General features: G+C 40.4%; 14 protein-coding genes and 4 tRNA genes. 11 read left to right on the top strand and 7 right to left on the bottom strand.

Translation table 11 applies throughout. The annotated features are described in order from the left end of the window. Positions 1–50 precede the first annotated feature (50 nt). The gene (locus WSC_RS0117765) at positions 51–830 is read left to right on the top strand and encodes an ABC transporter ATP-binding protein (protein ID WP_016957300.1); all 780 of its coding nucleotides are present in this window, start codon (positions 51–53) and stop codon (positions 828–830) included. Beyond that, a complete protein-coding gene (locus WSC_RS0117760) occupies positions 827–2029 on the top strand; it encodes an ABC transporter permease subunit (RefSeq protein ID WP_016957299.1) in 1203 nt (400 codons plus the stop codon). The genes WSC_RS0117765 and WSC_RS0117760 overlap by 4 nt, the downstream gene beginning before the upstream one ends. Before the next feature lie 64 nt (positions 2030–2093). On the opposite strand, the gene WSC_RS0117755 is transcribed toward WSC_RS0117760, so the two are convergent. After that, positions 2094–3704 (bottom strand): lytic transglycosylase, encoded by a 1611-nt coding sequence (locus WSC_RS0117755; RefSeq protein WP_016957298.1) that lies wholly within the window; start codon positions 3702–3704, stop codon positions 2094–2096. A gap of 61 nt (positions 3705–3765) precedes the next feature. Continuing rightward, positions 3766–4527 carry a hydroxyacylglutathione hydrolase gene (gloB, locus tag WSC_RS0117750; RefSeq protein WP_016957297.1) on the bottom strand — a complete coding sequence of 254 codons (762 nt, stop codon included), beginning with the start codon at positions 4525–4527 and terminating at the stop codon, positions 3766–3768. Positions 4528–4568: 41 nt separating this feature from the next. Here gloB and WSC_RS0117745 point away from each other — a divergent pair, with 41 nt between their 5' ends. Then, the gene (locus WSC_RS0117745; RefSeq protein WP_016957296.1) at positions 4569–5321 is read left to right on the top strand and encodes a class I SAM-dependent methyltransferase; all 753 of its coding nucleotides are present in this window, start codon (positions 4569–4571) and stop codon (positions 5319–5321) included. Here the strand turns inward: WSC_RS0117745 and rnhA are convergent. Next, positions 5318–5779, bottom strand: a complete 462-nt coding sequence (rnhA, locus tag WSC_RS0117740; protein ID WP_016957295.1) for a ribonuclease HI — start codon at positions 5777–5779, stop codon at positions 5318–5320. The two genes, WSC_RS0117745 and rnhA, sit on opposite strands and share 4 nt — an antisense overlap. Positions 5780–5912: 133 nt before the next feature. On the opposite strand from rnhA, the gene dnaQ reads away from it, so the two are divergent. The 6 genes from dnaQ (at position 5913) to WSC_RS0117710 (ending at position 8625) form a co-directional block, all read left to right on the top strand. Beyond that, positions 5913–6626 carry a DNA polymerase III subunit epsilon gene (gene dnaQ / locus WSC_RS0117735; RefSeq protein WP_026016930.1) on the top strand — a complete coding sequence of 238 codons (714 nt, stop codon included), beginning with the start codon at positions 5913–5915 and terminating at the stop codon, positions 6624–6626. An 11-nt stretch (positions 6627–6637) separates the two neighbouring features. Continuing rightward, positions 6638–8083 carry a TIGR03503 family protein gene (locus WSC_RS23285; protein ID WP_016957293.1) on the top strand — a complete coding sequence of 482 codons (1446 nt, stop codon included), beginning with the start codon at positions 6638–6640 and terminating at the stop codon, positions 8081–8083. A 119-nt stretch (positions 8084–8202) separates the two neighbouring features. After that, a tRNA-Asp gene (locus WSC_RS0117725) sits at positions 8203–8279 on the top strand. A gap of 32 nt (positions 8280–8311) precedes the next feature. Next, a tRNA-Asp gene (locus WSC_RS0117720) sits at positions 8312–8388 on the top strand. Positions 8389–8420: 32 nt separating this feature from the next. Continuing rightward, positions 8421–8497, top strand: a tRNA-Asp gene (locus tag WSC_RS0117715). Between the two features lie 51 nt (positions 8498–8548). After that, a tRNA-Asp gene (locus WSC_RS0117710) sits at positions 8549–8625 on the top strand. Between the two features lie 192 nt (positions 8626–8817). On the opposite strand, the gene WSC_RS23280 is transcribed toward WSC_RS0117710, so the two are convergent. Beyond that, positions 8818–9696, bottom strand: a complete 879-nt coding sequence (locus tag WSC_RS23280) for a substrate-binding periplasmic protein (protein WP_016957292.1) — start codon at positions 9694–9696, stop codon at positions 8818–8820. Between the two features lie 135 nt (positions 9697–9831). Between WSC_RS23280 and WSC_RS0117700 the strand changes: the two genes are divergently transcribed. Next, entirely contained in the window at positions 9832–10284 is a 453-nt protein-coding gene (locus WSC_RS0117700; RefSeq protein ID WP_026016929.1) for a YaiI/YqxD family protein, read from the top strand. Positions 10285–10359: 75 nt separating this feature from the next. Here WSC_RS0117700 and WSC_RS24375 read toward each other — a convergent pair whose 3' ends face one another. Further along, entirely contained in the window at positions 10360–11946 is a 1587-nt protein-coding gene (locus tag WSC_RS24375) for a pectate lyase family protein (protein WP_016957290.1), read from the bottom strand. A gap of 6 nt (positions 11947–11952) precedes the next feature. After that, the gene (locus WSC_RS0117690) at positions 11953–13017 is read right to left on the bottom strand and encodes a hypothetical protein (RefSeq protein ID WP_016957289.1); all 1065 of its coding nucleotides are present in this window, start codon (positions 13015–13017) and stop codon (positions 11953–11955) included. A gap of 528 nt (positions 13018–13545) precedes the next feature. Between WSC_RS0117690 and WSC_RS23270 the strand changes: the two genes are divergently transcribed. Beyond that, on the top strand, positions 13546–16551 hold the full coding sequence (locus WSC_RS23270; protein WP_016957288.1) for a TonB-dependent receptor: 3006 nt from the start codon (positions 13546–13548) through the stop codon (positions 16549–16551). Between the two features lie 34 nt (positions 16552–16585). On the opposite strand, the gene WSC_RS0117680 is transcribed toward WSC_RS23270, so the two are convergent. Beyond that, entirely contained in the window at positions 16586–16993 is a 408-nt protein-coding gene (locus WSC_RS0117680) for a hypothetical protein (protein WP_016957287.1), read from the bottom strand. Positions 16994–17592: the final 599 nt, after the last annotated feature.

Below are 17592 nucleotides of genomic sequence, written 5' to 3'. Positions count from 1 at the left end.
TGTAAAACATAAGTTTAACATAGCTCTAATCAAATTCACTAGGAAGTGTCATGTTACAACTCAACAATATTAATAAGCGGTTCCGGCTAAAAGATGCGAAACAAAGTAACACCTTGTGTGCGACCGACCCTAGGGTCTCTGGCCGCTTTTTTTATGCATTAAAAGACATCAATATTCATTGTACGGCAGGTCAAGTTGTTGCTTTGCTTGGGGCAAATGGCGCGGGGAAAACCACTTTGTTACGTGTTCTATCAACCGCGCTGCAAGCTGATAGTGGTGATATTTGCATAGATGGTCAAGCCGTAGCCAAAGACTTAGTTTATTATCGAAAATCTATTGGATTTTTATCTGGCAGCACAGGTTTATACGCGCGCTTAACTGGTTTTGAGAATTTACGTTATTTCGGAGAGCTTTATGGTTTAAAAGCTCAAGCTTTGGATACGCGTATTAACGAATTGGTTGAACAGTTACAAATGACAGATTTTATTCATCGCCGTTTTGACGACTATTCAACAGGCATGAAACAAAAAGTTGCGATTGCCCGTGCCGTTTTGCACCAACCTAAGTGGGTTATTTTAGATGAACCAACCACAGGGTTAGACATTAAAGCGCGCGAAGTGATCTTAAGTTTTATTGAAGGCTTAAAAATACAGGGTGTTGGGGTGATTTTTTCAACCCATGATTTATCTGAAGTTGAGCGTTTATGTGAACAAGTATTTGTAATTGACCAAGGGCAAGTGCAGTTTGCCGGTGAATTACAGCAACTTATTCAGCAAGGTGCAGGTAATTTATACCAGTCAGTTTTAAGCTACATGGAGCAGTCAGCATGATTTCAGTCATTTATAAAAAAGAAATGTTAGAGCTTATCCGAGATAAAAAAACATTGGTGTTTATGATTTTATTGCCTTTGTTAATCTTTCCAGCTCTATTTGGCGCTTTGGCGGTATTTGCTAGCCACTCAATTAAGCAAGAGCAAACGCGTACTTTAACTTATGTTGTAACAGGCGCGACTGAGCAAAATCCAGTTATCAGCAAACTTGCTGAACAAACCGACTTTAAGCTGTACCAAGGAGATATGCCGAATGATATCGCAAGTTTAATTCGCCACGGCAAAATCGATTTTTGGTTAGATATATCACAAGAATACACAGGTGAAATGGCTGGTAATCAACAAAGCCAATGGCAGCTTTATTACAACAATGCCAGTGGGGTAAATTCGGCTAAATACAGAGTTGAGCGCATAGTCGCCGATATCAATACTCAACTGACGGAAACTAAGCTGATTGCACTTGGTTTAGATGCAGAGAATATCTCTGGGGTGTTAACACCGATAAAACTCATCAATAAAGATATAGCTGAAGAAAAAGAAAGTTTGGGTTCTAAGCTTGGTGGGTTGGTAGCGTACATTTTGTTGCCACTGTGTTTATTAGGCGCTATTTACCCTGCAGTGGATATTGCCGCCGGTGAAAAAGAACGTGGCACTTTGGAATCACTGCTGATTACCCCGTCTACTAGGCTTGACTTGGTTATGGGGAAATTTTTAACTGTGTTTACTGCCTCTTTTATCTCAGCTTTTAGCGCGCTATTTAGCTTAGCTTTTTGGAGTTTTGTTTTTGCCCAAGGTTTTGCCATAGACATAATTGCAAAAATTGTCGGTACACTCGGTTTATTTGATTTGACCTTAGCTTTGATGATGATGCTGCCGCTAGTGATGAGTGTTTCAGCATTGGTGTTGTGTATTTCAATTTACGCGAAAAACTTTAAAGAAGCACAAAACTTTATGGCGCCACTAAGCTTTTTAATTTTTGTGCCGTTAATCGCAGCTATGATGCCGGGCATTGAATTGAACTGGCAATGGGCATTTGTGCCAGTGAGTAATGTTGCATTAGCGATAAAAGAAATACTTAAAGGGCAGGGTGATACAATATTGTTATTTACTGTTTGGTCGAGTCAGCTTGTTGCCGCTGTGGCACTCATTGCATTTGCGACTTTCTGGTTTAAACGTGAGTCAGTATTGTTTAGAACTTAACAAAAAACGCCAGATTAGCTGTTAATCTGGCGTTTTTATTTGGACTGTTATTTACTCTAAGGCATTAAATGCCTGTTACATCAACATGGAGTACCAGTTGTTGCTCCGGCTGCAAATAGTTGCGGCGACTAATTTTATTCCAGTTTTCTATATCTGAAATCGTGACTTTAAATTTTTGCGCGATACGTGCGAGTGAATCACCACTTCTCACTTTGTATTTCACTTTGCGTGTAGTCGGCACATCCCCATATTTACCCATAAACGAATCAGGTTGTTGTATGGTTAAATTTTGCCCTGGGAATATAGGATCGCTTGGCGACATATTGTTCCACTTAGCTAAGTCACGCACATTTACTTTGTGTGCTTTGCCAATATCCCAAAAAGTATCACCACGTTTAACAGTGTATTGAATACTGCTTTGTTCATTTTGGCCGATATTAGCTACGGCTGCAGAGCCATCATCATTCGCTGGATAAATACTCGAACTTGCCGCCGAGGTTGGGATCATCAAATAGTCGCCTTTGCGAATATGGTGGCCTTTAATTTTGTTGGCGGTGCGAATGGTCTCAACTGTCGTTTGATGGCGCTGAGCAATTGTACTGAGTGTATCACCTGATTGAATTTGATAACGACGCCAACTAATCAAGGTATCAGCTGATTTACCTTCAAGTTTGGCTCTAAAAGTTTCAGCTTTATCTATAGGTAATAAAAATTTATGTGGGCCATCTGGCGAGGTTGCCCAGCGGTTATACCCAGGGTTATATGAAGTTAAGTCATTAACATTCATTTCGGCTAATTCAGCGGCAATGGCTAAATCAATTTGCGATTCAACTTCTACTACATCAACCACTTGTACATTTGGAATAGTGTAAATATCAATGCCATATTTATGCGGGCGTTTTACGATATCGGCTAAAGCTAATAATTTGGGTACATAAGCATCTGTCTCACGTGGCAATTCCAGCGACCAATAGTCAATATTTTCACCAGAACGGTAATTTTTTTGAATGGCGCGAGCAACACGGCCTTCGCCTGAGTTATAGGCAGCAAGTGCATGCAGCCAATTACCATCAAACTGCTGGTGGAGTTTTTCTAAATAATCAAGCGCAGCTTTAGTGGATGCAACTATGTCGCGGCGGCCGTCGTACCACCAGTTTTGTGCTAAACCAAAACGTTTTGCGGTAGTTGGCATAAATTGCCATAAACCAGAAGCGGCAGAAGGTGAGTAGGCATATGGGTCAAACGCACTTTCAACAATAGGTAATAACGCCAGTTCCATTGGTAACTCACGTTTTTCTATTTCTTCAACTATGTAATATAAAAATGGTTCAGCACGTTTAGCAACACGGTTTAAATAATCCGGATGATTAACATACCATGCGCGTTGAATTTGCAAACGTCGGTTTTCAGCAACAGGTAAAGTGAGCTGGCTTTGAATGCGTTTCCAAACGTCACCATATACAACTTCGTTTGCTTCAGTTCCTTGGTTTAGCGCCACAACTTGACTGATATCTGGATAAACTTCAGTTGTGTCGTCTACAGCCGCAATAAAATTGCTCTGTTCATTTACCTCTATTTCTTGGTTAGTTGTGGTAAATGTTTGTTTTAAATCAGGAATTGACTGGCAGCCAGCCAACATCATAAGAGCTGCCGAAATGGTGGTGCGTTTGTACATAAATTAACCTGTATAAAATTGCTGTCAGAATGTTACTGATTCACGTTCGTTTACGCAATGTTTAAAAGGTATCTTTTAACTTTCTAAGCGCAGCAAAAGCACTAGTTGGATCATTTATTGATTGCTTTGTGAGTTGGCTAAGCCTTTGTTGTAGCCAAGTTTTGTCGGTATTGAGAAACGGATTTAACTGTTTTTCTAGGCCGATAGTTGAAGGCAAACTGGCTTGGTTATTAATACGCTTTTTTGTGACTTGGTTTTGATATTCGCCGAGCTGTTGGTTATTTGGGTCAATGTGCCGAGCAAATGTGATGTTGCTTTGAGTGTATTCGTGGGTACAACAGACTTTAGTCTCGTCATTTAATTGTTTGAGTTTGTTTAAACTGCCATTAAACATAGCTGCTGTACCTTCAAACATGCGCCCACAACCTATACTGAACAAGGTGTCACCACAAAAAACATAATCGTCATTAAAATAGGCGATATGGTCAAGTGTATGTCCTGGTATTTCAATTACATTAAATTCGATACCAAGCTGTTGAAATTTAACTGTATCACCTTCATTTAGTCTTACATCAATCAAATCAAACGGGCAACTGCTCGGGCCATAGATAGTAATATCTGGATACTGTTGTTTTAACCGTGCAACACCATTAGTATGATCCCAATGATGGTGGGTTATTAAAATTGCGACTAAGCTTTGATTACCAAGGGCTTGCATTACAGGTGTAGCGTCACCCGGATCAACCACAAGGCTGTATTCCTGGTTATGCACATGCCAAATATAATTGTCGGATAGGGCTTTAATCGGTTCTACTAATAACATAATAACTTCAGCTTAAACGTGTTTAAGGTACTTATATTTTGATGAAACCAGCACTACAAGATTTGTTACTGGATATTCCTACTAGTTGGAATGATATTCCACAGGGCGGTTTTGTCAAAAAACAAGTTGAGCGGCATTTAAACCAATGGTGGCCAACTGTGTTTGGCTATCACTTATTAAAAGTCGGCAGTTTAAGCGCGGAAATAGATAGTTTAGCTTGCCCAATTAAACATCAAGTGAATGTTGCAACTTTAGGTGATAGACAAGGCGTTGTTGCCGATATCCATCATTTGCCATTTAAAGAAAACTCTGTTGATGCGGTTTTACTGTCGCATACCTTGGATTACACCCATGATCCACATCAAATATTACGTGAAGCGCATAGGGTATTGGTCGCTAACGGCTATTTATTTATCACTGGCTTTAACCCTATGAGCCTAGCTGGATTATTTAAAATTTTGCCAGGGCGTAAACACAGTGCACTCAAACAAGCACGATTTTTTAGTACCAATAGAATAGGTGACTGGCTAAACTTATTAGGTTGTGAAGTGGTAAACGACCAAAGATTTATCTATGGGCCTTTGGGTCATCAACCTCGGCACTTTCATAATAGGTGGTTACCTGCGATAACCCATCAATATTTACAAAGATTTGGTGCCGTTTATTTGTTAGTTGCGCGTAAACGCGAATTACCAGTGACACCAATTAAACCTAAATGGAAAGTAAAACCCAATTTAGCGACAGTGGGCAATGTGCGTATTCGTAATGGGGTTCACCCTAAGAGTCAGGTTTAACTTTGATAACCTGTATCTTCTAATAAGTTAGCACTTTGTGCAGCGTTACGGGCTAAGTCGTCACACAATTCGTTTTCAGCATGACCAGCATGGCCTTTAACCCAGTGCCATTCAACCTTATGTTTTTCACAGGCTGCGTCTAATCGTTTCCACAGGTCGACATTTTTCACTGGTTTTTTATCTGAGGTTATCCAACCTTTTTTCTTCCAATTTTTAATCCATTGATTTATGCCGTTTTTAACATACTGGCTGTCAGTTGTAAGAGACACATCACAGCGCTCGTTTAATGCTTCTAAACCAGCGATTGCAGCTAATAACTCCATGCGGTTATTAGTGGTTAGTTTAAAGCCTTGGCTTAAATGTTTTTCGTGTTTGCCATAGCGCAATACAGCACCAAATCCGCCCGGCCCAGGGTTACCTAAACAAGAACCATCGGTAAATAATTGAATTTTTTTCATAATCTATAATAAAGATACTTTTATTTGTTGTAGTGGATTATACCCAAACTAGTTGAAAATGCATTTGGGGTATAGTTCGCTATCAGTTAATATTAAAAGCAGAACTAGTAAGTTAGGTATTTTAGGTAAAAAAATGGCACGTCAAATCGTTTTAGATACGGAAACAACGGGTATGAACATGGGCGGCGGCCCTGTGTATATAGGACACAGAATTATTGAAATTGGTTGTGTAGAAATTATCAACCGCCGATTAACCGGCAACCATTTTCATGTTTATATCAAACCAGACCGCTTAGTTGATCCTGAAGCGATTGAAGTTCATGGTATTACCGATGACTTTTTGGCCGATAAACCACCTTTTGAGCAGGTAGTCGACGAATTTTTAGAATTTATTGATGGCGCAGAGCTGGTTATTCATAACGCACCGTTCGACGTCGGTTTTATGGATCACGAATTCGAAAAATGCGGTAAAAATGTCAAAACCGCTGATATTTGTAAAATCACAGATACCTTAGTTATGGCTAAGGAAATTTTTCCGGGTAAACGCAATAACTTAGACGTTTTGTGTGATAGATACGGTATAGACAATTCGCACCGTACTCTGCATGGCGCTTTACTGGATTCTGAAATTCTTGCCGACGTTTATTTATTAATGACAGGTGGGCAAACTGCGCTGAACTTATCATCAGATGCAAATGAATCTGGCCCATCTAATCAAATTATTCGTTTGCCAGCTAACCGAAAAAAATTAAAGGTTATTGCCGCATCAGCCGATGAAATAACTGCACACGAAGAAAGGCTTGATATTGTTGAAAAAAGTGCCGGATCAACAATCTGGCGAGGATAGAGGACAAAAAATTGAAGCGACATTCTGGGTTTATCTTATTTGTGACATTACTGCTTGCGTTTAACGTCAGCAGTAACGAGCAAGCTATGGTTTCTATTGATATACCAACACCTGGGAATGTTGCTTTAGATGCAGTTAAAAATTTAAATTTGCCAAAACATCTAAGTGGCATACAGCTTATTGATAATCGCTTTCGTATAGATGCACACACCAAAGAAATTGTTATGGTGTTGTTTCGTAAAAAAGGTTCTCCGCCTGTTATTCTCATTCGACCTGATGGTTCAAAAATTTACGCACCTATGATAACCCCCGAGCAAGGGCAGTGGTTCGACGACAGCAACTTTGACATGATCCGCTTGAAAGACCCTATGGTGGGCCCTTGGCAAGCCGTTGGTAAGATAGAGTCGGGCAGTAAAATAATGGTGCTGTCAGACGTCAAACTTAAAGCAGAGCCTTTGCCGCAAGTAATTTTTTCAGGTGAAACCATTAAATTGACCGCGCACTTATTAAATGGCGGCAAGCCGATAGATTATGCAGATTTTAGTGATGTGGTTAAGTTAGATGTTACTTTTACCAGTACCAATAATTCCAACTATGATAATTTTGGTGCGGATGCTGAAAAAGTCGCGACTTTTAAAGACGATGGTCAAGGGTTTGATGAAAGGCGCAAAGATGGCACATTTACTGGAGAGTTTAAACTCAATATCACTTCGGGAGAATGGCAACCGAGTTTGTTTATCGATTTAGCTTTGTTTAATCGTGAACTAGTGCTTGACCCTATTATTGTTGAGCCAGTGCCATTTATATTATCAGCCGACAAAGCGATAGAAGCCGACCAAAAACATATTTTTCATATTGAGCCTGCAAGCACGTTAATTGATTTTTCCACTTTTGCTTTTAGTGGTGAAATTTTTTATCCAAATGGTGAAGCAGAAAAATTTGCCATGACAGAAACGGCTGATGGCAAACAAAGTTTTCCATTGTTCAATTACGCCGACGGTGTATACAAGATTAAAGTGTTTGCTTTTGGTAAAAACATAAATGGCCGCGACATGATGATAGATGTGCCTGAATTTACCTTTAATGTTGCGCCACTGCCAGTTGAAATAGATGAAAGTGCATTAATTCCATTAGAACAAGCGACAGAAAGCCTACCGGAAGAAGCTGAAAAAGCAAAAGAGCCAGAAGGTTTGTCGCCAAGCATGCTAATTTTGTTTGTGGTACTGGGTAATTTAGTTGTATTGCTAATCGCATTTTCAATTTATTGGTTTGTATTTCGCAAAGGTAATAAAACACCAGCGAGAAAATCTAAAGGCAAATTTAAAGTTAATTGGAAATTTTGGCAACGTGATAAAAAGGCATCCAATGAGATGGAATTGCCCGAACAGCACGCTGTGGACAAAATATCATCAGAACCTGACGATATAATAGACTTAACCCTACCAGATGAAACTTAATTATAATTTTTTATAAAAAAGCTGTTGACTCATGGGTGCTGAGTCCTTATTATTGCGCCCGCTTCTGACGCAGGGCAACTTGTGTTAGGGGAGTAAATCTTTGAAAGATAAGATAATGCGGAGTGGTAGTTCAGTTGGTTAGAATACCGGCCTGTCACGCCGGGGGTCGCGGGTTCGAGTCCCGTCCACTCCGCCAACTTTCTTCTTAGATTTATTTGATAATACTGCGGAGTGGTAGTTCAGTTGGTTAGAATACCGGCCTGTCACGCCGGGGGTCGCGGGTTCGAGTCCCGTCCACTCCGCCAACTTTCTTCTTAGATTTATTTGATAATACTGCGGAGTGGTAGTTCAGTTGGTTAGAATACCGGCCTGTCACGCCGGGGGTCGCGGGTTCGAGTCCCGTCCACTCCGCCATCTTCATTATGCTTGTTCAATTCGCGAAGTTTCAAAAAATCATACCACTGCGGAGTGGTAGTTCAGTTGGTTAGAATACCGGCCTGTCACGCCGGGGGTCGCGGGTTCGAGTCCCGTCCACTCCGCCACTTTCATAGTTTCTATGTCCCCATTCTAGTTTGTATTTCTATCCAATACCCTAAAACCATTTTTTACTTTTATTACCCAGTGGTAGTTCAGTTGGTTAGGCTGTTTCAGACTTAGCGGCCTGTCACACCGGGGGGCGCGGGTTCGAGTCCCGTCCACTCAGCCACTTTTATAGTTTCTATAACTCCATACCTTTAATATTCTATGCTGGTATCCAGCCAATATTTCTTCTTGTGCAATATTGCTTTACTTTCAGCGGATAACGTTGGGTTATCTAATTGATAAATTTTGCGGTTTGCTAAATTCGCTTTTTTTAACAGCACCTTATATCTAGGGTGGTTGTAAAATAAACGATCATATTCACCATTATCAAATAAGGCGTCTAACCCAATATTCAGTCGTTGCTGTAACCTGCGGTTTTCTTTACTTACAAAAAAATAAATGGGTAATGGATAGTGCAGTGCTATGGTCGACTCTACTTTAATTTGGCGATTAGGTTTTAGTTCTTTCCACGGTTCATGCAAACCTCGGGGATAATAATCGAAGCGTCTCGATTCCAACATTCTGACCAAATTATCTGAATTGCCTTGTAAAACCTTAAAGTTATTATGCTCAAGTATAGTTACATCACTCCAGCCATAGCCTTGACCAGCAATCAGTGACTTTAATTGAGACAAATTAGTTATTTTGTTGAAACGCGCCTGTTCGTTTTGACGTATTAGGAATATTCGATAACCTTGGGTGCCTTTATACAATGGGATATAAATGGCCTGCAGCTCTTTTTCATAAGCTTTATTAGGGACACCCCAAATTACGCTTAATTTTTCTTGCTGGACTAAACGAATCAGTCTCGATTTGGGAAAGTTTTCAGTGGTATACATTGGCGTGAGCTGAAAATTACCATAATCTGCTTGTGTATATTCTAACGCTTTCTCTAATGCTGTTAGTAAAAAAGGTTTTTCACCGGGACGAATTTCAGTGTTGAGTTGATAATGGATATCATCAAGTGCGTGTACGCTAGGGTGCAATAAAAGCACAACTAACACTACGCACTTTAGCCAATATCGTGCCATTGCTAACCTCAAAATAACCCCAAAACTTGCAGATTAGTTAAGTCTAGAAGCTGAATGGTGAATTGCCAACTTGCATCTTGCTGGTGGATCATGCTTAATTGCGTCAATTAATTAATGAAAGCAGATAGGTTGTTTATGGCGAGTATTTGGGTTGATGCTGATGCGTGCCCCGTGGTCATTAAAGAGGTGTTGTTTCGTGCGGCGAACCGTACACAAAAAACCGTTACTTTAGTGGCTAATCAATACATTAAAACACCCCCGTCGAGATTTATTAAAACCATTCAAGTAGAGAAGGGTTTTGATATCGCAGACAATGAGATTGTTCAACGTGCTGAAGTAGGTGATCTTGTGATCACTGCTGATATCCCACTTGCCGATGAAGTTATTAGCAAAGGCGCACTAGCTTTAAGCCCTAGAGGGGAGCTTTTTACCAAAGAGAATATAAAATCACGGCTAAATATTCGTGACTTTATGGACACGCTTCGCTCCAGCGGAATTCAAACTGGTGGCCCAGCGGCTTTAAGCCAGGCAGACCGCCAACAGTTTGCTAATTATTTAGATAGGTGGTTAGCCGGTAGTTTAGGTTGATATTAACCTGTGGTGCTAGTGAATATCGGGTCTGTCCAGTGGATAGACCCGATTGACTTTATAATTTGTAAATAATTAATTCACGCCGTAACAATCGTACAGGTTCAAGGTTGCTAAACCTGTATCTGCGCCAGCTGCCGTCAACAATGGGTGGTACATGCAGTGGGCCTCATAAGTGCCGTAACTATAAGGAATTTCTACTGTGGTGGTGGAGCTAAGATTTGCACCGGCTGGGTGGTACTTATCTGCGTCAGCTCCCCATTGAACATTCTCAAAGGCATTTTCAATTAACTGCCAAAAGCCCATATCATTTGTATAGAAAGTACCAATTGGATCTTTACTGTTACTAAAATAATTTTTTTCAATTCTCACTTGTGCACCAAGTCGAGCATTGATACCGGACATACCGATATTATTAAAATAGTTATTGTAGATATGCGCTGTCGCACCACGGACAAGTGGAACACGCGAGTCGATATTTTCAAATACATTGTTGTGGTAGGTGATAGGGCCATTGTTTACATCGCTGTTACTTGAACCCGCCAACATGGCGTGACCTGAATTTCTTAAAACACTATAAGACAAGGTCACGTACTGCACATTGTTTTTGATATCAAATAGCGAATCAAATCCGTCGGCTTCGCTGCCACTGGCTTTTAAAGTGACATGATCGACCCAAACGTTACTGACATTATCTTCTATTCCAATAGCGTCACCCGCATTCGAAACTGGCTCGCCGAACTTTTTAACATTTTTGATCTTAATATTGCGCACTATGATGTTTGACGCATTTTTAATGTGCAAACCAATTTGGTCGAACAGCGCGCCACCTCCTACGCCAATTAAACTAATGTTGCTAACGTCCGTTAGTTCAATTGCGCTGGCACTGGTAGTACAACTGCCAGTAACTTCTGCTGTGTTTGCATGATTAATCACGCCTTCGACGTAAATAGTTAGTGGAGTATCATTTGAAGCTCTACCACATAAAGCTTGATGAATTTCTTCACCTGAATTTGCAAAAATATTCTCGCCTTGGCTACCACCCGATGTGCCACCGTTTTGACTTGCAAAACCAGAAGCTTGGTTAGCAGCTGGTAACACTGGTTGCTGAGTTTGTGGTGCATCAATTTGCAACGCACCTTCACCTATTTCACCATCACAATCACCGACAGTTGGGTAAACAGGTACAGCAGCAGGTTGACCAATTACAAAGACGGCAGGCGAAATAGCTTGTAGTGCTTGAAAGCTAAGGTTGTCGATATTGGCTAAACCTTGATCGTTTTGCGCTTGAAGGGTAATAAAATTTAACCCAGCGCTTAGCCGAACAAATTTAGTTTGGCTATTGCTATAGCTGCTCCACGACGCGGTTGCCGGAAAATCGACTGTTGTAGCAACATTGCCATTAACCAGAATATTTGCAGGGCGACTGGCAGCACCATTGGCGTATCTGGCTGTGAGCTGATATTCACCGGCAACACTCGAATTAATCGCGTATTGAATACTCGAACCTTGGCTGTTAACTGTGTTGCTATAACCCAAACCTGCATAGCCTGTATGCTCGCTTTCAATAACACCGTCTAATCCACAATACCCTTGAGTGTTGTACTGATTGCTTTCTTCAACACTTAGGTTAGTTGGTCCAGAATAAAGGTGGATCGGCATTATCGGCTACTTATAAGCTTTGCCACCGATGGCAATTGTTTCAACAGAAAAATAATGTGTGCCGTCTGCTAATGACTCCGAAGTGAAAGTATTAATATTTGGTGCAATATCCGCAGCAATTAGATTGGATGGTTGCATGCTTGCATCTGTTCCGTGATAAACATATTGACTAACGGCATCAATATTATCGTTCTGCCATACCAGTTTTACTTGATTATTAGTTTGCGCAAAGGTGGACAATGCGACTTGAGCTGACGCAGCAATAGTCACCGGCTCTGATATTTGTTGATAAACATTGCCAGTGCTGCTAATCACTTCAACCCAATAATAGTATGTGCCTGGTGTATTAAAGGAGTCGGTAAAATAGCGGTTTAACGATTGGCCAGAGCCGTCTTGTTTGGTAAATGGCCTAAACAGTGTATCGGTATCGTCAGTGGCAATCAGCTGTCGGCCATTCGGATCTGTGTCTGTATCTCGATAGATGTTTTGCACACTTGGGGTAATGTAATAAGGACGCCAACTGATGCTACTGACTGTTTCAATTCTTTCTACCCACGGACCCATTAATTCTGGGATGACCATAGGAATGTGTTCTTGAAAAAAATAGGTCTCGAACTCAGCAATTTTGACCTCAGCAGAAGCTGATTCAATAACAAAGTTTATTTTATCTAAAGTTGTTTCGGCAAAGAGTATGTCGCCTTGAATACCTGTACCTGTGGCTAGAACTTCGCCAGTGTCATTATTAACCAGTGACCAATTTTCAATAGCACCTTCGGCACCTGTTGCTTCAACAATACGGATTTTGTTGATATTGGTATCTAGGTTTTTAATGGAAATTCGCCCAGTACTGCCAGATGGTGACCAGTAACTTGATGTGTCGCCATCACGCACATTGCCATAACTAGTACCACTGGCTTTTGAGCTTCCATCTGAGCTTGCTGTTAACGAGTAATTTTCTGACTCGGTATAAACAGGCTCGGGTGGGGCTAAAGCGAAACTAGAGGTTGCTGTGAGTAGTGATAAAACAGCACTTGCGTGCAGGGTGTGAGTAAGCTTTTTATTTAAGTTCATAACGATTCCTTTTGAACATATTTAAATTGAAGGCAAAATACCCAAGCTACTTGAGGATGCGTGTTTCAGAGCTATCACAGCGTTTTTAGTACAAGGCATGTTAATGAAGGAATGTGGGCACCTTTCAAATTAACATAACGCAGTAATAGAAACGCTGTGAAGCTCCCGAAGGGCAAGGCCAAAAAACATTTATACTGCGTTATTGATTTTGAAAAGGGATTACCATTATCTTCAATCAATGCCTGGTCTAAATGCTTTTTATCTCTTGCTGAAATCTCGCATCTTCAAGTAGCTTGGGTATATCAGGCTCACCTTAGACGGTTGTAAGGTGTTGTGTGACCTGAAAATCCTACATTTGCCGCGATCGATTATAACTAGGGTTATTATCTAAACAAGGGGTAAGTGGTCTTACATCTGTCGGTTTAATAAACCCTTTTCAGCTTGTAATCAAAATGTTTTTTAGACTTGCAACTGTTACAATACGGAATAATTTTTAGTCGTCATTTTTGTTGAAACTACCCATAATCTATGTCTAATCCTAAATATTGTGCATTGTTATTTAGTTTGCTGTTCTGTGAAGCTGCACATAGTATTGAGATAGTTGTTAACCAACAAAAACAACAAGTTCACTATTTTAATATTGCTAGGAAAGATGCTGCGAATGCACTTAACCAGCTAGCGCAACAAGCTAACGTAGTTTTGGTTTATTCATATGAAATGGCGCAAAAAGTTGAAGCTAACGCTTTGCACGGTTATTTTTCTGTCAAAGATGCACTAAAGCATTTATTACACGATACTGGCTTAGCCGTAGCGGAAAAAGACGGCCACCTAGTTATCGTTGCTGAGCAAACCCAAGTTGTAAATGCTTCTGCTGAAGTTATCACAACACCTGCTGAGCTGATGCAATCATCCACTGAGCTTGTTCAAGCTGTGGAGGTTATAAAAGTAGGTGGTTTGCGCGCAAGTTTATACCGAGCGCAAGATATAAAACGCTCGTCTAATACAATTATTGAAGCCATTGCCTCGGAAGAAATTGGCAAATTGGCAGATATCACTTCTGCCGATACAGTGTCGCATTTAGCCGGCATTCAAGTTGAAAGATACAATGATGAAGTGAACCGCATTTTAGTTCGCGGTTTGCCTAACTTCACCACTACCTATAATGGACGCGAATTTTTTACCGCTGAGTTGAGAACAGCGCGCCTGCAAGATTTCTCCTCACAATCTATTTCTGAAATCGAAGTACATAAAGCAGCATCAGCCGACATTATTGAACCAGGGTTAACGGGTGTAGTTAACATACGCACACACAAGCCGTTAGATTTTTCCGGTGAAAAAATTACCGGTGCATTGTCAGCCACCTATAACGACCAAATCGATACAGCATCTCCGAGTGGACATTTGTTATATAGCAACAGTTGGCAAACTCAATATGGACGCTTTGGTTTTCTTGGCAATATCTCGCAATCGACAGCTGAATATTACAACGGGGTAAAATACAACGCGACAAGCTTCAGCCAAATAGACGGGCAGGGCATCATTCCCAATTCGGTTGGTTTGTATAACAACGGTGGTTACAGAAAACGTCCGTCGGTCAATGTCAGTTTGCAGTGGCAACCAAATGAAACCACTGAGTTTTATTTTGATAGCATTTATCAAGGGTTCGACAGCGAAAAGTATGTTGACCACTTTATGTATAACTTAACTGCAACCGATTCTACTTTTTCTGCGCCGATTTTTAGTGAGATTGAGTTCGACACTAATAATTCGCTGCAAGTGGTAAGTTTGCATAAGCAATCAGGGCGCCCGCCTTATGCTTATCGTTCCACCTCTCGTGGTAAAACAGACACATATCAACATGCGGTTGGCGCAAGTTGGCGAGGGAATAAATTAGTTATAAAGACGGATTTAGCATATACAGATAGCGAATATAGTGATCAGCACTGGAGTTTAGACTCGGCTTTTACTCAACCCGCAAGTGCAGGCGTTCGTTTTTCAACCCAACAAGGCGCGAGTATTTATATAAATGACTTTGACGCGAGCGATATCAATAACTATCAATTGCGTGGATATTTTGAGTTAGACTTTAACGCCAAAAGCCAAGCTGTGCAGTGGCGACTCGATGCAGAGTACAGTACAAATTTTGATTTTATCCATACATTACAATCAGGTTTTAGAATAACAGATAGGGATATGAGCATTGAACGTGGCACCCGCTATGCTTATTTGCTCGATTTACATCGGCCTTTATCGGATGTTTCGTTTGTTGATTTTACTTTAACGCCAAATCCATACCGGCAGGATAATTCAAGTTTTAGCCAATATATAGCGCCAACACGCCAAAGCATAAAAGCTAATCATCTTGAGTTAGCTGAGTACGCGCAGGACGGGTTAATTGCATTATCGCAGCAAGGGGAGCAATGGCAGTGGGCTGAATCGGCAGCTGAAAATTGGCAAAGTCCAGACGTACTACCCAATCCAGCTAATTGGCTAGAAGGGAGCGAACAAACTCAAGCGTTATACTTGCAAGCCAAAACGTACAATCAAATATCATCTATGAACTTAGATGGAATTTTTGGCATTCGTTTAGTTAACACAAGATTAGATATCAATGGTAACTCAGTAATTGCAGATAACGGCGAAACTTCAATTACCGCTCGAAATGAACGTAATAGCTACTTAAATATATTGCCGAGTATCAACTTAAACCTATCGGTAACTGATGAAGTGCTGTTGCGCCTTGCCTTTAGTAAATCATTAACTCGTAGTGATTTTGTTCAATACAATCCGGGTAATGAATTAAATGTAAAAACGTCAGATGGCACAGTAAAAAGCTATAACGGCAGTGGTGGTAATTCTAAGTTGAAACCCGGGCAATCCGACAATTATGATATGAGTTTAGAGTACTATTTTTCGGATAAAGGATACATTGCCGCGGCACTGTTTAAGCGTAGTTTGTACGATATGCCAGTGAGCAGTACAAGCACTGTCGACGATTATGCCTATGGGCCAATAACAATTTATCGGCCTGAGAATATTGGCAGTAGCAAACTTGTGGGTGGCGAGATTAATGTGCAATCGTTTTTTGATTGGCTAGATAAACCCTTTAACGGATTTGGAGTAAGTGCAAATTTAACTTACCAAGAAGGACAAACCGACAGAGCGCCAATTGGCAACTTTAAAAATGATTATATATGGGCACTGTCTAATTGGACGTATAACATGGCTATTTTGTACGACTATGCTGATGTAAGTGCAAGAGTTTCGTATAACTATCGTTCAGGTTGGACAAACTGGGCTAGCTATCAACAAGATATAGATGCGGTATTGGTTAATAAAACAGATTCTCGCGGTCGGTTAGACTTAGCGGTTAGTTATAATTTTAGCGACCGTTTATCTATTTTTAGTCACATTAGTAATTTATTAGCCGAGCCATTACGCAATTTCACTCGCGTTGGTGACAATATTAAATTTCCGCAAGATGTAAGAGACGAAGGGCGCTATTTAACGCTTGGTATGCGTGTGGAGTATTAGAGCCTGTTCTCTTACATGTTTTATTGTGAATGTTCTACAGCAGAATGAATCCTTGTGGAGCAACTGGCTTGTTAAACTTGTATAGGTTTACGTAAATAATAACAGGTTTAGATTGGCCCTTGTATGACAGCTCGTAACGGTCAAGTAAACCACCACCGAATGGCATTGATGGGTCTTCAAATGCGCAGCAGCTACCTAAGCGCTTAACCTTAACTGTTTCACCATTAGGGCCCATAAGGCTTTGAAAATATTCTATATGTGCACCTTCATATTTGGTTCCTAGTAGAAAACCACCCAGCTCAATTGGTTTATTTTCAGTGTAACCATACTCAGGGTCTGTAGATGTTGATTCAACCAAGCCTTTCGAAATAGGTGATTTACCGGTTGAACTGCAAGAAGCTAAAACACCGATAAAGATTAGAACTAATAAATATTTAAACATAATTGTCCCTGATATTTGTAACGGCTCGTTAAGAGGCAAAATTTGTGACTATGTAGCTTAACCAAAGTTTCAAGTTCTTGCTATTTAAAAAGCTTAATGAACCACGAGTTCTCAACTTTTTCTTCAAATTGTTGTGGATGATAGACTATTTCATAACCTTGTTTTATCTGTGAGATAACTATCAGCATAACTATGGGGACTAGGCTCCAAAACCAACGCTTTTTCCAATACAGGTAGCGGTTCAACAAATCGTCGTTAACATTTTTAATATAGGCTCTATTTCGACCGATTTTCATCAGTTTATATATAGCTACAGCTCGACCATTAATGTTGATATACCAAATTTTAGACAAAATTTTGTCGAGTCTTTTATCTTTGCTTCTAAACAACTTTTCTAAAGTGTACGGATACTTTAAGCAAAAGAAAAAGCTAGTGTATACAAAAATCAAAAGCGCAAGAAATGCGAAATAATTCAATTATTTTTCTCCATTACCAAGTCGATATGCCTCATTCATAGTTTCTTTGGTGATGGCATTAGCTAATCTATGATCTGATCCAATAGTTTTGGACACCTCATTAAGTGAGTAGAATAACTCACA

It is taken from the genome of Catenovulum agarivorans YM01, assembly GCF_000281085.1.
Taxonomy (GTDB): domain Bacteria; phylum Pseudomonadota; class Gammaproteobacteria; order Enterobacterales; family Alteromonadaceae; genus Catenovulum; species Catenovulum agarivorans.
The sequence above is the reverse complement of the archived record's forward strand: the minus strand, read 5'-3'. Positions and strand labels throughout refer to the sequence as shown.

Excerpts from the sequence above, each read along its gene's own strand:
- WSC_RS23270 (WP_016957288.1), top strand. The coding sequence starts at position 13,546 with ATGTCTAATCCTAAATATTGTGCATTGTTATTTAGTTTGCTGTTCTGT.
- rnhA (WP_016957295.1), bottom strand. The coding sequence starts at position 5,779 with ATGAAAAAAATTCAATTATTTACCGATGGTTCTTGTTTAGGTAACCCT.
- WSC_RS0117745 (WP_016957296.1), top strand. The coding sequence starts at position 4,569 with ATGAAACCAGCACTACAAGATTTGTTACTGGATATTCCTACTAGTTGG.
- WSC_RS23280 (WP_016957292.1), bottom strand. The coding sequence starts at position 9,696 with ATGGCACGATATTGGCTAAAGTGCGTAGTGTTAGTTGTGCTTTTATTG.
- dnaQ (WP_026016930.1), top strand. The coding sequence starts at position 5,913 with ATGGCACGTCAAATCGTTTTAGATACGGAAACAACGGGTATGAACATG.
- WSC_RS0117760 (WP_016957299.1), top strand. The coding sequence starts at position 827 with ATGATTTCAGTCATTTATAAAAAAGAAATGTTAGAGCTTATCCGAGAT.
- WSC_RS0117700 (WP_026016929.1), top strand. The coding sequence starts at position 9,832 with ATGGCGAGTATTTGGGTTGATGCTGATGCGTGCCCCGTGGTCATTAAA.
- WSC_RS0117755 (WP_016957298.1), bottom strand. The coding sequence starts at position 3,704 with ATGTACAAACGCACCACCATTTCGGCAGCTCTTATGATGTTGGCTGGC.
- WSC_RS24375 (WP_016957290.1), bottom strand. The coding sequence starts at position 11,946 with ATGCCGATCCACCTTTATTCTGGACCAACTAACCTAAGTGTTGAAGAA.
- gloB (WP_016957297.1), bottom strand. The coding sequence starts at position 4,527 with ATGTTATTAGTAGAACCGATTAAAGCCCTATCCGACAATTATATTTGG.
- WSC_RS0117765 (WP_016957300.1), top strand. The coding sequence starts at position 51 with ATGTTACAACTCAACAATATTAATAAGCGGTTCCGGCTAAAAGATGCG.
- WSC_RS0117680 (WP_016957287.1), bottom strand. The coding sequence starts at position 16,993 with ATGTTTAAATATTTATTAGTTCTAATCTTTATCGGTGTTTTAGCTTCT.
- WSC_RS0117690 (WP_016957289.1), bottom strand. The coding sequence starts at position 13,017 with ATGAACTTAAATAAAAAGCTTACTCACACCCTGCACGCAAGTGCTGTT.